Genomic DNA, 14,399 nt, shown 5'->3' with positions numbered 1-14,399 from the left:
ATTCGAAATCGTCAATCCTGATGTGGCTTGGGCTCGGCGTAGATTCGGTTGATCTTTAGTATCTGCACGTTGGGAATTTTTCGACGTTCCGATCAGATCTGAGCATGGAGATTTTTGTTTCCGCGATGGCAGCACACGGGGCGGAGCGAACGATGATCATCACTTTGTATTCTCATTCCGGGATGATTCTGATTTGCTTCCCAGTCCAAAACCCGGCGCGTTCGAGACTCGCGATCGTCTCTGGGGCTCCGGGTCGCGACGGGATCATCACGCCACAGGCGCTCCGCCCCTCGGCGCCATCCTCCAGCCGTGGCGGGGCGACGTCCCGTGGTCCACGACGTTCCGTCGTCCAAGGCAAGGCGAGCCGCATGGTTCAGCTGAGGCGCGTTCCCAACGTCGTTGTCCGGGCCGGATGTCGGCGGTTTCCGGGCGTCCGGTTCAGTGTTGCGGCGGAGTGCAGGCCATGATGCCGACGGGCTTCCGTTTTGTGCGCCAGGGGATGGTTGGCCGGGCCGCGGTTGCTGATCGCAGGTGGAACCTGCCGCGGCGCTTGAGGCAGCGCGGATCGTCAACGACGGGTCCGCCCTCCTCCGCATCGCTACGCGGTCTCGCCGTATTGCTGTGGAGTCTGGCGGCCCTGACAGCCGCCCACGCGGAATCCTATCTGTGGCGGTCCGTGAAGCTCGGTGGGGGCGGCTTCATAACCGGATACTCTTCGGACGTCAGCGGGGTGACGCGCGTCGTCAGAGCGGATGTGTACGGAGCCTATATCTGGAGCGACACGGCTAATCGATGGGTTCAACTTGTGACCGCCGCTTCGATGCCGTCGACGTTTCGTGTCCAGAATGGAATGAACGAGGGGGTGTACGAGGTCGTCGTCGCACCCTCGGACCCGCGTCGGATTTATCTGGCGCTGAAGGGAAGGGTGTTCACCTCACAGGACGGCGGGCGGTCATTCGCAGCTTCGTCGACGGCACCGTTCGCGCATGGATTTGATCCGAATAGCGAGTTCCGCAATTCCGGGCCGTTCATCACGGTTGATCCCGAGCGGCCGGACGTCGCGCTTTTCGGCACTCCGGCCGACGGTCTCTGGCGCAGCGAGGACGCGGGTTTAACGTGGTCGCGCGTTCCGTCGGTGCCTCCGGCTAAAGATCTGCGCCCGTCCCAGGACGGGCACCAGAGCCCGGGCATCATCACGTGGTTCGAGAAAGCCGGCGGCCGGTTCACGGGGCGCGTCTGGGCGATGTCGGCCGGAAACGGTCTTTTCGCCTCGTCCGACGGCGGCAGAAGCTTTTCCCGGCTTCCCTCCAACGGGCAGGGCGGACCGTCGATGCTCAGTCAGGGGGCCTTCGCGCGGGATGGGACATTCTTCGGTGTCGATCTCGAGACTCGCATGGCTTGGCGCTACCGCGCAGGCGCATGGCAGAGCCTGACATCCAACGGCGCTCTGCCGAGCCTGCCCTTTGTAGCCGTGGCCAACGACGCGGACGACGCGCGCATCCTCATCATCGATCAGAGCGGAACGGTGTTTCAATCGACCGACGGGGGGCGCTCGTGGACGCGTCTGGCGCACGCGTCGCGGGTCGGGTCCGGTGACCCGCCGTGGCTTCGCGTCAGCAACGCCTCCTACTTCGCGATGAGCCGTATCATGTTCGATCCCGTGAAGAAGGATCGGCTCTGGGCTGGCGCAGGCATGGGCGTCTTCTACGCGGACCTGTCCGAATCGCCGCGAACGGTGACGTGGGTGAGCCAGACCCGGGGTATCGAGGAGTTGGTCGCGAACGACGTCAATCAGGCCCCGGGGCAGGCCCCCCTGTTCGCAGTCTGGGACTTCGGCATCCACGTCAAGCATGACCTGACGGCCTATTCGACGACCTACGGCCCGAAGGAGCGCGTGCTGATCGCCGCCCAACAGGTGGCGCTGACTCCCGCCAACCCGCGGTTCGTCGTGACGAATGCGTCCGATACCCGGACGTCCTGCTGCTCCGAGGATGGCGATGCCGTGCTGGCCGGGTACAGCTTGGACGGCGGCGAGAGCTGGACCAAATTCGCCACGCTGCCAACCCCGCCGGGTACCCGGCCCGATGACCCCTGGCGAATGTCGTTCGGCACCATCGCGGTCTCGGCCGGCGACCCGAACAACATCGTCTGGGAGCCGACGTACAACCGCGCGCCGTTCTACACAAAGGATCTCGGAAGGTCCTGGCAACGGGTCGTTCTGAGTGGCGAGACCCTGCCGTTCACGGGTTCACATCCACACATATACCTGTCGCGAAAGACCCTCACGGCAGACGGCACGCGGCCCGGCGTATTCTATTTGGTTCATAGCGGGGAAGGATCGAATCAACGTCTGCAAGGGCTTTGGCGAACGGACGACGGTGGCGAGTCGTGGCGCCAAGTCTTCATGGGTGAGATCGCGCCGAATACGGGATACGCCGCGAAGCTCCGCGCCGTGCCAGGTCGACAGGGCGAGCTGTTCTTCACATCGGGCATCCCCTACGCGACGGGCACGCCTTTGAGGCGCAGCCGTGACGGCGGGGAGACTTGGTCTTCGATCCGCGGAGTCAGCCAAGTCGATGATATCGCCTTTGGGCGGCCTGACCTCGCCGGCCATCCTACGATTTTCATATCCGGTCGGCTGAATGACGAATATGGACTTTGGCGATCAATTGATGATGGTGAGAGCTGGACCAAGATCGGGGCCTTCCCCGTCGGCACCTTGGATCAGGTCACTGTTCTCGGCGCCGATGCCGATCATTTCGGCCGCGTCTATGTAGGCTACGTGGGTTCCGGCTTCATGGTCGGGGAACCGGCCGACTGCAAAGCGAAGGCCTACGCATTCGGAGAGGACACGGAATGCTTTTCCTTGCGCTGAAATTCTCGAAACCGGCCTCTCTGACCACCATGCGTCTCGGCAGAAAGACGTTGTATCGACCCCTGCAATAGTTCTTCGGTTGCGTATTTCTCATCTCAGCGGCGACCCGACCGGCCGGATGTGGATCACTGCATCTTGGCGGCGCTGATTGAGGCGGCCCTGTCCACAATCGTTGCTGAGCGGAGCTTGAGGCCTGAGATGACGCGATCTGTTCTGCACGACACCCCCCCCCGGATTCAGTATGGCGGCTCACCGAGCTTGGTAGCCGGCTCCCTGCTGTCGGGGCAGATCGGTCCGGGAGTCGAGGCCGTTCGCCCGACGGCCTTCCCGGAACTTGGATCGCGCGAGGTGCCACTCATCCTCGACCTCGACGGAACGCTCCTGCGGACGGATGTGCTTTACGAAAAGGCGCTCGCGCTGATGCGGGCCGATCCGCTGAATATCCTGCGCATGCTCTACTGGGCGATGGGCGGGCGCGCCCACCTGAAACGACGCATGGCGCAGGCTGCCACGCTCGACATCGAGGCGTTGCCGGAGAACCCGGAACTGGTCGCCTTCGCGGAGGCCGAGGCCGGGAGAGGCCGGCCGGTCCACATGTCGACGGCCACCGACAATGTCACAGCCTCCCAGATCGCCCGGCGCTTCCCGTTCATCAGCAGCGTCATCGCCAGCGACGGGCAGACGAACCTGAAAGGGCGCGCCAAAGCGGCCGAGCTCGCCCGCCGCTTCCCGCTGGGCTTCGACTATGCGGGCGACAGCCGCGCCGACCTGCCGGTGTGGCAGGCCGCCCGGCAGGCGATCGTGGTAGGCGCCTCCCCGGGGGTGGAGCGGGCGGCCCGCAGAGCGGCCGACGTCGTCGGCGTCTTCCCGCGTCCGTCCTACGGTCGCCTGCTCCTCAAGAGCATGCGGTCCCATCAATGGGCCAAGAATGCGCTGGTCCTCGTGCCCGCCGTCTTGGCCAATCGCTTCCTCGACCCATCCGCACTCGGGTCGCTCGCGATCAGTTTCGTGGCGCTCTGCCTGATCGCGTCGGCGACCTACATCCTCAACGACATCTGGGACGTCGCGGACGATCGACGGCATTGGTCGAAGAAGAACCGTCCTCTCGCCAGCGGCCAGTTCCCGATCGTCTACGGTCTCGCCGCCGTGCCGGCCGGCCTCGGAGCCGGCTTCCTGCTCGGCGCGCTCGCGGGCCCGAAAGTGGTCCTCACGCTGGCAGCCTATACCGGACTGACGCTCGCCTACTCGTTCTACCTCAAGCGGGTGGTCCTGCTCGACGCCTTGACGCTCGCCAGCCTGTTCACGATCCGCTTGGCGGTGGGGACCGCCGCGGTGGCGGCGATCGCCTCGCCATGGCTGTTCGTGTTCTCGATGTTCCTGTTCACCTCGCTGGCGTTGGCCAAGCGCCACACCGAGATCGCCCGTGCCACGACGCGCGGCGCGGTCCAGATCAACGGACGCGGCTACGTGGCGGCGGATTTGCCCCTGGTGCTGGCCGCCGGTGTCGCGGCGGGCACGTCCGCGCTCCTCATCTTGGTGTTCTATGTGATCGACGACGCGTTCAAGCAGACCTTCTATGGCGATGTTGCGTGGCTCTGGGGCTTCCCCCTCGCGCTGTCGGTCATTTTGGGGCGGATCTGGGTCGCGTGTCAGCGCGGCACGCTGCAGGATGATCCGGTCGTCTTCGCGCTCACAGACCGGCTGGCGCTGACGGCTGGGAGTGTGCTCGCGATGTGCTTCGTGCTGGCTTGGGCGGGCCTGTCGGTCTGAGATGATGCGGCTCGGCCTGCAGGACCTCACACGGCTCGACCAGCGCGTCCGCTTTCTGCTCGCGGGCGGCTTCGCCTCGGGCGTGAGCTGGGCATCACGCTTCCTGTTCAGCACCGTGATGCCGTTCTCGCTCGCGGTCGCGACAGCCACTGCGGTTGGCATGGTGATCGGCTTCGTGATCTACCGCAGCTTCGTCTTCCCGGGCTCGTCGCGATCCTTTGCCGCGCAACTTGGAGGCTTCCTCCTGGTCAATCTCATCGGGGCAGTCGTAACCGTGGCGGTGGCGGTCGTCGCGCGCGATGGAGTGTTGATGCCGCTCGGCCTCACGACGGTCGCGGCGCCTGCCGCGCACGCCATCGGCATCATGGCCGGTGCCGTCGCCAACTACTTTGGACACAAGACGGTCACCTTCAAGATGCCCTGAACGCGACGTCGAGAGCGACGATCATGCCCCGGTGCAGCATCACCGGCCTCGTCGCCAGTAGTTGCCGTCGCGTACCCGCCGATCATCCCCCTGACCCTTGCAGCGTACCTCCGTCGGCCGGATCGGGGCGGTCCCCGCCAAGGCCGCACCTGTCGGTCGAACTGCGCCACCCGGCGCCGTCCGTCCCGGACGGCCGAAGATTCTGCGGCTCACCCGGAGCTGACCCGAGGAACTCGCGGCCCCGGAGGCGTCGGACAAAAACATAGGAGCCGGCGTGCCGAGCGGCCTCGGCTGGCCCGGCCGTCCTGACGCTGGACACGTGCTCGTACAGTTGGAGATGGTGGTCGGCCCGTTGCCACACGCCCGCCTCGGATCGCGCGTGTCCGGCGGTCATAAAGTCGAGCGGTCGGCTCGCCAGAAGCCCGTCTGGCGAAGAGCCTCGCACAAAACGCCCGTCGCACGGTCGCGTGCTGACGGAGAACTCCCAGGCATCGGGAGTTTTGTGCGGGTCCCTAGGCCGCACCGCGTTGGCGCGTGATCCAGCATCCAGCGATCAGAGCGGCACAGTTGCCGGCCATGAAGACCGCCAGGATGGAGGTGATCAGGCCACTGCCTATCGTCCAGATGAACGCGACGAGAGCCGCTGCAAAAGCCGAGGCGACGATAAGAACCATGTCTGGGCATCCTCGCTTCGAGTAAACGCTTGCTCAGGCCGGTCGTGAATTATCCTCACCAATCGTTGCATAAGTGTAAACAGCAAGTTCCCGGCGAAGCACTTCGACAAGGCCGGCCATCGAATGCGTATCGCGACGACGATCTCAAGCGTTGAACGGGACCGTATCCCGCCTCGGCCGCTCTGAGCAGGAATGGCGTAGGGCTTGGTCCCCCAGGTCTCGACTCAGTGGGATCCCCGCCAGTCCGGCGGTCGGGATCGCTTGACGGCAAGCCCGACCGTGATCGGAGCAGCATGGATCGCATCACGCAAGAAGGCCGATGGCGTCTGCGGATAAATATTCCGGTACCATGGGCCTCCCTTGAGCCGGCGCGCGTTGAGCCCGTGTACTGCATGCGCGTCGTATTCCTGAGCGGCCGCAACGCATGGCGTCCGGGCCGCCGGTGTGCGGGGGCTTCGGCCGTGTCGAACCAAGCGAGAATGAGGCGAATCGTGGTGGGACATCCCAAGTGGGTATGCGCCGCCCGATCAACGTACCCCGTGTCGAACAGGCATCAGATCAGATCGGCCGGCTGCACGCCTGTCTCGCACGAGGTCTGCCGGGTCGTGCGGTGCGGTATTGCGGTTACTTGAACAACATGCACTGGATACCGCAGGATCCAGCGCCAGTGAGGTCAGCTGAATGGCCGTTCCATTTTATCGACACTCTCTCCCGGCCCATTACGCTGAACGTGTCGCGTCGGTTCTCGCAAGTCCTTTCCTCACGAGCGGTCCACGTTGTCATGAGGTCGAAAGGACGCTGCGCCGCTTCTTCGGGATCGAGAGCGCCAAGCTGACGTCAAGCTGGACACAGGGCGCCATCGCGACGTTGCTCGCCCTCGACATTGGAGCGGGCGACGAAGTCATCGTTCCCGCCATGACATTCGCTGCGACTGCCAACGTCGTCCGGCAAGTGGGCGCGACACCGGTCTTCGTAGATGTCGATGCGCGAACATTGCTCATCGACCCGGTACAGGTAGGGCAGGCGGTGACCGCGAGGACCCGCGCCGTCATCCCGGTCCATCTGTACGGCCAGATGGTGGATATACCGGCCCTCAGGGCTGCCATTCCCGCCGCGGTCAAAATCATCGAAGACGCGGCGCACTGCTTCGAAGGCACGCGGGACGGCCGGCGTCCGGGCCAGCTCGGCGATGCGGCGATCTTCTCGTTCTATGCGACCAAGAATGTAACCTGTGGCGAAGGAGGCGCTGTCATCACCAACGATCTGGCTCTGGCGGATGCCTTGGCTCAGACCGTTCAACACGGCATGTCGGCGAGCGCGGCCCGGCGTTTCGAAGGACACGCCTACCGCCATTGGGACATCGCCCGCCTGGGGACGAAAGCCAACCTCCCGGATTTGCTTGCGGTCCTTTTGGAGCCGCAGATCGCTGAGATCGACGTGCAGCAGAAGGTCCGGGAACGTCTCTGCAGACGGTATGAGGCTGCGCTGTCGGGCACGCCCTTCAGATGGCCGACCATCGAAGACGGCGCCGTCTCGGCGCGGCATCTATTCCCGATCCACGTTCCGGGTGGTGCCCGGGACGCCGTGTTGACTGCTCTCGGCGAGGCTGGGATCGGTGCAACCGTCAACTATCGCTGTGTTCCCTCTCTGAGCCTGTACCGCACGGCCCAGGCGCCGCTTCGATATCCCATCTCGTGGCAGTGGGGGGAGGGCACGCTCTCGTTACCGCTATACCCGGGCCTGCGTGACGATGAGCAGGACGCCGTCATCGCGGCCCTTCGGCATTTCCTTACGACAACCGGTCTATCGGGCACCGAGCCTGCACCGATCGGGTCCTGATTCAGCCTCGTTTTCACGGCTGTCCCAACATTGGCGTGGATTAAGCAGCGAGGCGCAGGCGGCGGCAACGGCATCACGCAGGATCGAGTCGAGCACTAAGATCCGGAAGGCGCCCGTGCGCGCCGCTTGAGGTCGGCCATCGCGAAGTAGGCGGACGCTTTCCGGAGAATCTCACTGGTCTGCACGCCGGGCGTTGAAGCCGGTGCGGCGGCGAAGCGACCGGGCGCAACCGACGCGACCGGGGTCGTCGCGTCGGACGCCGGTCGCGGACCATACATTTCGAGCATCAGGGAAGCCGAGGCGCCCAGGATCAGACCGAGCACGACGCCGAGCCCGAGAAATTGGGTCCCGTTGGGAAACACGGCTCGGAGCGGGGTCGTAGCCGATTGAATCACACGTATGTTCGTCAGCTTCGCAGATCTGAGGTCGGCATTGATCTGCTCCTCGGTGGCCCGCTTCGCGTAGAGCTCGGCATTCAACGTCGCCTGAGTGACGTCGCGTTTCAATCTCTCGAATTCCGTCTGCTTGCTGACAAGGGTCGTCAGGTCTCGGTTGACGGAGCTGACCTCATGCTCCTGCTGCTTAACGAGATCGACAAGGCCGGCGATCTCGGAATTGACCTTCAGCAGCGCAACCATCGAATCCTGATAGACGCGCACCATCAACAACGGTGGGTCTCCAGCGCCAGCCGTGTTTTCCGATGGGCCTCGCGACGGCGGCCGCCCCTTCTCGTCACTACCGAGATTTTCGACCAGATTCGATACGAATGGAGACTGTGTCACCGGCTTGAGAAGTCGCAATTGTGAGACGAGCGCACCCTTTTGACCCTGCTTGTCAACCAGAGAGCTGCGCGTCATCGTCAGAGCTGCGGCAAGGTCGCTGGCGCGATGCAGGAGCAGGCTTCGCTCATCCTCCACCGAGTACATCCGTTCCCGACGTGAGAACTGCTCAAACAGCCGGGAGCGCATCTCAACTTCTTCGTTGAATCGCTTCTTCTGCTCACGAAAGAAATCGATGGCGCCTGGCGTATCGGCGAGACGGATCTGGCGCTCGATGAACGATTCCGCCACGGCGTTCACGAAAGCTGCCGTCAGGCGTGGATCCGTATATTGAAACGAGATCTTCAGGACCTCGGAATTGGGCTCAGTCCGCACCGTGAGGCGTCGGCTCAAAACGGAAGCGATCAGATCAAGGTCGGAGATCCCCGAATCCTTATTTCCAGCGTTCTCCGTGACCGCCCCGTCCTTGTCCCGCCCGCCATGGACGATCTGCCTCAGCCACCCTCCCAATCCGGGAAGGCGCGAACGGCCCACGCCTTTGAATTTATCAAGCCCGACGCGATTGATCGCGCCGCGGACGACATCCTCGCTTTCCGCAATTCGCGCCTGAGACGCGATCAGATCAAGCTGCTTCCGGCTGCCATCGGAGATGTTCTCCGACGTCTGGCTGACAAGAAGCGACGTGGACGCTTCATAAACCGGCGCAATTAACAAATAAGCAGATAAAAATAACAGCACACCGGCGGCGACAGCCAGGAACATCAATATCTTATGCTTCCACATAGATCTCAACACGGTACCCACTGAGGGCTTCATATATTGATCTTGCAGCATAAAGACTATCCTGATAACAGGCGCTTCGATTCGTACTTGGATTACGAGTCCATCGACAATACTGTAGATACACAAATTGCCGCGATCATCGACCCATTTTTGGGACTTGATATTTTCTGCGATCAGCCACCCCTTCCAGGACGGAGATTTTATCGCCCATGCTCACAGATGGCGTGAAGCTAGCAAATTTAATGCCCGAATTGCAACAACGCTTTTTAATCGCGCGCCATAGCGCAACGAATTGAACTTGATTTGGCACCACAATGCTCATTTGGAAAAACAGCACTCCCATGACCGTTAATATAATTCAATTCTTTCGACTCATGACGCCGTATGCAATTGCCGTATCCGGACCATTGGCGCTTTCGGCGACACAATTCATTCTGTCAGTCGTCCTCGTTCATCTGATGAACCCGAATGAATTTGGCACCTTCTCGTTCCTCATGGTCACCTCGCAATTTCTGATGAGCTTTTCCGGTGCATTCCTGTGCGCGCCCCTACCCGTCGTGATGGCGAAAGCCGACGGCACGCGCGATGCCGGCATGGTCGAATGCCTGCTCGCCGTCAATTTCACGCTGGCTTTATTGGTGTTTTTATTGATTTCTGCCTTGAGCATCGCACTTGGAACCGAATTTATAGCTGCGATCCTGTTTGGAGGATTTGCAAGCCTGACCATGCTGCGCTGGTTCGGTCGCGCCTATGCGTATGCGATCGGCCTGCCGCTGCGAGCCACACTGTCCGACATTGTATCGGGCCTCATACTCGCCGTCGGCATCGGACTCGTCGCGTGGCAGGGCAGCGCGTCACCCCTCCTGGCGTACGGAGCTCTGATGCTCAGTGCAGCCAGCGGCCTGCTGGCATTCGGACCGCATCATCTGGCGGAACAGCTGCGATGGCCCCGTCTCGAAGGAGTGTCGCGCTATGGTGCCGTCTGGAAGGAGCATTCGAGCTGGTCGCTCCTCGGACTCGTCACGACGGAGGCCACCGGCAACGCGCATGCTTATTTCGTGACTCTGATTTCGGGTGCCGCCGCCTTCGCGGCTCTCGCCGCGAGCGCACTCTTGATCCGACCAGCCATCATCTTGATGAACGCACTCGGAGAATTCGAGAGGCCGCGCCTCGCATGGCTGATCGCGCAGCAGCGATGGAGCGACGTCGATCGCACGATGGTCCTGTTTCGATTCATCCTCATGAGTGGCTGGTTCGCGACCTTGGGGCTCGGCGTAGTCATCGCCTATCTTGTGCCGTCGCTTCTGTTTACGAGAGACTACGATCTGCTTTACGTCCAGAGAGCTTTCATCCTGTGGTTGGCGATCATGGGCCTACGGCTGGTCCGCACGCCGGAAAGCATCCTGCTGCAAGCCGGGGGTCAGTTCCGGGCGCTCGCTCACTCAAGCGTCTACTCGTCGGTGATCTCGATCGTGCTCGTCGTCGTCATGGTCTGGGCGGTGGGGCCTCTATTCTCGATGATCGGCGTTCTCGTGGGCGAGGCGATCTTCACGGTGGCTGTCTGGCGCGTCGCCCGCGCCTGGCGCCGGAAGGGCGGGCAGGCGCCTCCGCAGGTGCAGCTTCCGTGAGCGCGTGCCGTCTCCGCGATCACGTCGGAGACGGACCAGCGCGGCTCTGCGCCGCTGTCGGGGCCCTCGCGCCCTGCACGACGCCTGCCCCGACCGCGGCTCATCGTTCCGTGGAGGGGCTGCGACCGAAATGAGATCGGTAGCGGCGCGACATGGGCCGCGCCCGCGAAGTCGCTGGCCGTCGCGATCTCCCCTGCTCGCGGCCGCCACCCGCGCGCTCTACGCGCAGACCGACTGCCCTTCCTTCGCCGCCTCGGATGACAGCCGGACGGCCCTCGTCGACGCCCTGGCCGTGCTGGAGGCGGGCGGGCTCGTCCTCGTGGCCGGCGCCGGTGCCGATGCCTTCGCGCAACCGCACGGCCTGGAGAGGGTCGAAGGGGCCTCCTTCTCCACGCAGGTCCACCGCGACCAGCTCTGCAGGGCACGGGCGGCCGGCCAGGTTGCCCTCGACCACGACCCCGCCTCGAGCCCCCTCGACGAGACCCGCAAGTTCGGCACCGTCGGCGCCGTCGCCCTCGACGGGGACGGGTCTCTCGCCGACCTGACCCCGACCGGGGGCATGACCAGCCCGGATCTCGATCGTGGGACCGGGGAGACGATCAGGGGGCGCGGTCGGCCCACAAACAGCGCCGACGCGCAACGGGCGTCATGAGCCGCTCCCAACGTCCACGCGGCTGACGCGGGCGACCTTGAACGTGCGGTAGACGGCATCGCCGGCATCCCGGATCGACACGTACTCGCCCTCGACAAAGGCATGCGTGCCGAGGCGGTAGCCCGCCTCGTCATCCTCGTTCGTCCAGTCCTCGTAGTCGATCAGCCAGGTCGCGCCGCCTTCGCCGCCGGCGCGGTGCACGAGGCGGCCGTGCCAGTCGGCCTCTCCGGTCCAGAAGCGGCGCACGCGGCAACGGTCGCGGGCCTCGTGCCAGAGGGCCACGTCGAGGTGGCCGTCGGGTCCGAGGGGCGCCAGGATCTCGTAGCCCCTGCCGGCGCTGCCGTCCGGATGCTCTGGGCAGCGCGCCAGCGTCAGGGTCACGCGGTACATCCGGGCCGGGGCGTCCGGCGTCCCGGGGCGCCGTGCGAACCGGCCGACGACGGCGTCGGTCCCATGCGTCTCGACGGACATGGCGGCTCTCCTCAGCTCAGGGCGACGATGCGGTCCTCGACGGCGCGGACGCCGGGCACCGACCAGGCCGCGCGCTCGGCGGCGTCCCGCTCAGCCCAGGCCGTCACGGCGCCTTCCAGCGTGACCTTGTCGCCCGAGACGGTGACCGTGATCCCGTCCGCCTCGAACATGGAACTCCGCTTGAACGCCTCCAGGATCTTGTCCTTGACGGCCGCCGGCGGGACCCGCGGCCTGACCGCGATGAGATTGGTCACCCCGTGCACGCCGCTGAGCTTCCGGACGGCCGCCTCGGCGCCGGCCATCTGGTACTGCCAGTCCACCGTGCCGGTCAGCGTGATCCAGCCGCCCGCGACCTTGATCTGGATGGCCCGCTTCGGGAGGTGCACGGACCAGTCGATGATCGCCAGAGCCCGCGCCGCGATCTGGTCGTCGGCGACCTTCTTCTCGTCGGCGTAGCGGACCTGGATCTCCTGGGCGATGGCGCGCACGCCCCTGACGCGGCGCACGGCCCGCTCGGCCTCGACCTTCTCGGCATAGCTGCCGACGTGCCCCGTGAGGGTCACGACCCCCTCCGACACGGCGACGCCGATGTCGCCCGCGTCGAGGCTGGGGTCGAAGTCGAGTTCGTCGAGGACGTCGCGTCGCAAGTCCTTGTCGGTCATGGCGTCTCTCCCGGTGGTTGGCGTGATCGAAGCGACGCGACTGTGCGCGGCCCTAGACGGGCCGGCTTTGATCCAGCGCAACCCCAACTCGCGGCTCGGCGCCGGCCACGGCGGCGCAGCGCGCCATCTCCGCGTGCAGGTCCGGCAGCGTCGCCTCGACGCCCGCCGCCTTGAGGTCGGCCTGGAGTTCGGCGACGAGCGGTCCGTCGGCCGTCAGGACACCGCGGTCGGTGAACGCCTCGACGAACCGTTCCGCCGCATCCTCCGGGAGACGCATGCGCTCGCAGGCCCAGAGGGCCAGCAGCCGGTTGCGCCGCATGCGCGCGCGGAAGCGCTGCTCCTCGTCCTGCACGAAGTGGCGCTCGAAGGCCCGTTCGCGCTCGTCGAAGGTGGTCATGGGGCGGCTCCATCATGGGATCGGTGCGGGCGTTGCCCGCGCCGGACCGGGCATTGTCCGGCCGCGCACCGCGACGATCCTTGAGGCAGGTCAAAGCCGCGTACCGGGGCCTCGCCCGCCGCACCCGTCGTTGCGGCGGCCCCGAGTTGGCGCAGGCCGGCTGCGAGCTGACGGTCATGCGCGGGCGTGAGGTCGGCATCCGCCACGACGCCATCCCGCAGGCCGCCGTCGCCCCCGCCCGGCGGGGACGGGAGGAGTTCGACGTTGCCCGCGCCCCCCTTCGTCACGCCGGCCTGGATCACCACGCGGTCCGGCACGATGCCGCGCCCCTCCAACTTGCGGCCGGCCGGCGTGACCATCCAGGCCGTGGTGAGGCGAAGGCCGCGCCCGTCGCGGTGGGCATAGGTCGTCTGGACCGCCCCCTTGCCGTAGGTGCGGGTGCCGATGACCGTCGCGCGGCGGTGATCCTGAAGGGCGGCGGCCACGATCTCGGCCGCGGAGGCGGTGTCGCCGTCGACGAGCACGACCATCGGGACGCCGTCGATGAGACCGCCACCCGCGCCGTCCGACGCGAACCGCTCGACGTCGTCGGGGCCGCGGCCGACGAGGCGCAGGATCTCGCCGCGACCGAGAAACGCTCCGGCCACGGCGACCGCCTGAACGACCAAGCCCCCCGGGTTCCCGCGCAGGTCCAGGATGAAGCCGGAGAGCCGGCCCGGACCGATCTCTGCCTTGAGGCGCGCGACGGCCCCGCGCAGTCGCCCGGCCGCGAACGCATCGAAGTGGGCGAGACCGACATACGCGACCGTGCCCAGGGCACGGATGCGCACCGGGTGGAGCGGCAGCCACTCCCGTGTGAGGACCATCTCGACCGGCCCTTGGCCGCCCGGGGGGACGAGGCTCAGCCGCACCGTGGAGCCGGGCGCACCGCGCAGGCGGTCCACGATTTCGGCCCGGCCGAGGTCCGCGACGGCAACGTCGTCGATGCGCGCGATCAGGGTACCGGGCACCAGACCGGCCCGCGCCGCGGGGGCGCCGGGCAGCATGCCCACGACCGTCCCGCCGGCCTCGACATCGAGGCCGAGACCGGCATAGCGTCCGGACTCCGCCTCGTCGAGGCGACGGACCTCCGCCGCGGTCAGGTACCGCGCGTAGGGGTCCACCGCGGCGAGCATCGCGGCGACCGCCGCCTCGATCAATGCGCCGTCGGCGGGTTCGTCGGCCGCCCGTGTCCGGACGGCGTGGAAGGCGTCACCGAAGGTCGCCAGCGCCCGATAGGACGCGGCCGGGACCAGGGCGGATCGCTGTCCGGCATCCCGGGGTGCGGGGCTCGCCAGGACCGTACCGACAGCCCCGGCGAGGCAGGCGGCCGCCGCGAGCCACCAGATCGGCCGGCGTCTTGCCGGTCCGGACATGGTCCGACCTCCAAGTCTGTCCGACCTCCA

The 14,399-nt window shown here is 65.5% G+C and carries 12 protein-coding genes; 6 read left to right on the top strand and 6 right to left on the bottom strand.

Annotated features, from left to right (window positions below):
• Window positions 1–463: 463 nt before the first annotated feature.
• From AC1DXK_RS11045 to AC1DXK_RS11035, 3 genes are all read left to right on the top strand, one after another.
• Complete coding sequence (locus tag AC1DXK_RS11045) at window positions 464–2,875, top strand: WD40/YVTN/BNR-like repeat-containing protein (RefSeq protein WP_477297756.1); 2,412 nt, start codon at window positions 464–466, stop codon at window positions 2,873–2,875.
• Between the two features lie 198 nt (window positions 2,876–3,073).
• On the top strand, window positions 3,074–4,645 hold the full coding sequence (locus AC1DXK_RS11040; protein WP_477297754.1) for a UbiA family prenyltransferase: 1,572 nt from the start codon (window positions 3,074–3,076) through the stop codon (window positions 4,643–4,645).
• A gap of 1 nt (window position 4,646) precedes the next feature.
• Window positions 4,647–5,069, top strand: coding sequence for a GtrA family protein (locus AC1DXK_RS11035; protein WP_477297752.1), 423 nt, complete (start codon window positions 4,647–4,649; stop codon window positions 5,067–5,069).
• 512 nt (window positions 5,070–5,581) lie between these two features.
• On the opposite strand, the gene AC1DXK_RS11030 is transcribed toward AC1DXK_RS11035, so the two are convergent.
• Window positions 5,582–5,743 carry a hypothetical protein gene (locus AC1DXK_RS11030; protein WP_457107425.1) on the bottom strand — a complete coding sequence of 54 codons (162 nt, stop codon included), beginning with the start codon at window positions 5,741–5,743 and terminating at the stop codon, window positions 5,582–5,584.
• 681 nt (window positions 5,744–6,424) lie between these two features.
• Between AC1DXK_RS11030 and AC1DXK_RS11025 the strand changes: the two genes are divergently transcribed.
• Window positions 6,425–7,582 carry a DegT/DnrJ/EryC1/StrS family aminotransferase gene (locus tag AC1DXK_RS11025; protein WP_457107424.1) on the top strand — a complete coding sequence of 386 codons (1,158 nt, stop codon included), beginning with the start codon at window positions 6,425–6,427 and terminating at the stop codon, window positions 7,580–7,582.
• Between the two features lie 95 nt (window positions 7,583–7,677).
• Here the strand turns inward: AC1DXK_RS11025 and AC1DXK_RS11020 are convergent, their stop codons facing one another.
• Window positions 7,678–9,195 (bottom strand): GumC family protein, encoded by a 1,518-nt coding sequence (locus AC1DXK_RS11020; protein WP_457107423.1) that lies wholly within the window; start codon window positions 9,193–9,195, stop codon window positions 7,678–7,680.
• A gap of 290 nt (window positions 9,196–9,485) precedes the next feature.
• On the opposite strand from AC1DXK_RS11020, the gene AC1DXK_RS11015 reads away from it, so the two are divergent.
• Window positions 9,486–10,772, top strand: a complete 1,287-nt coding sequence (locus AC1DXK_RS11015; protein WP_457107422.1) for an MATE family efflux transporter — start codon at window positions 9,486–9,488, stop codon at window positions 10,770–10,772.
• A 130-nt stretch (window positions 10,773–10,902) separates the two neighbouring features.
• On the top strand, window positions 10,903–11,424 hold the full coding sequence (locus AC1DXK_RS11010; protein WP_457107421.1) for an isoaspartyl peptidase/L-asparaginase: 522 nt from the start codon (window positions 10,903–10,905) through the stop codon (window positions 11,422–11,424).
• Here the strand turns inward: AC1DXK_RS11010 and AC1DXK_RS11005 are convergent.
• The 4 genes from AC1DXK_RS11005 to AC1DXK_RS10990 are packed head-to-tail and all read right to left on the bottom strand — an operon-like array spanning window position 11,419 to window position 14,369.
• Window positions 11,419–11,895, bottom strand: a complete 477-nt coding sequence (locus AC1DXK_RS11005) for a hypothetical protein (protein WP_457107420.1) — start codon at window positions 11,893–11,895, stop codon at window positions 11,419–11,421. The genes AC1DXK_RS11010 and AC1DXK_RS11005 overlap by 6 nt on opposite strands.
• A gap of 11 nt (window positions 11,896–11,906) precedes the next feature.
• A complete protein-coding gene (locus tag AC1DXK_RS11000) occupies window positions 11,907–12,557 on the bottom strand; it encodes a BON domain-containing protein (protein ID WP_457107419.1) in 651 nt (216 codons plus the stop codon).
• A 52-nt stretch (window positions 12,558–12,609) separates the two neighbouring features.
• Window positions 12,610–12,954 (bottom strand): ATPase inhibitor subunit zeta, encoded by a 345-nt coding sequence (locus AC1DXK_RS10995; RefSeq protein ID WP_457107418.1) that lies wholly within the window; start codon window positions 12,952–12,954, stop codon window positions 12,610–12,612.
• Entirely contained in the window at window positions 12,951–14,369 is a 1,419-nt protein-coding gene (locus tag AC1DXK_RS10990; RefSeq protein WP_457107417.1) for a S41 family peptidase, read from the bottom strand. The genes AC1DXK_RS10995 and AC1DXK_RS10990 overlap by 4 nt, the downstream gene beginning before the upstream one ends.
• Window positions 14,370–14,399 lie beyond the last annotated feature (30 nt).

This window comes from Methylobacterium sp. P3_A11 (genome assembly GCF_056403155.1).
The sequence above is the reverse complement of the archived record's forward strand: the minus strand, read 5'-3'. Positions and strand labels throughout refer to the sequence as shown.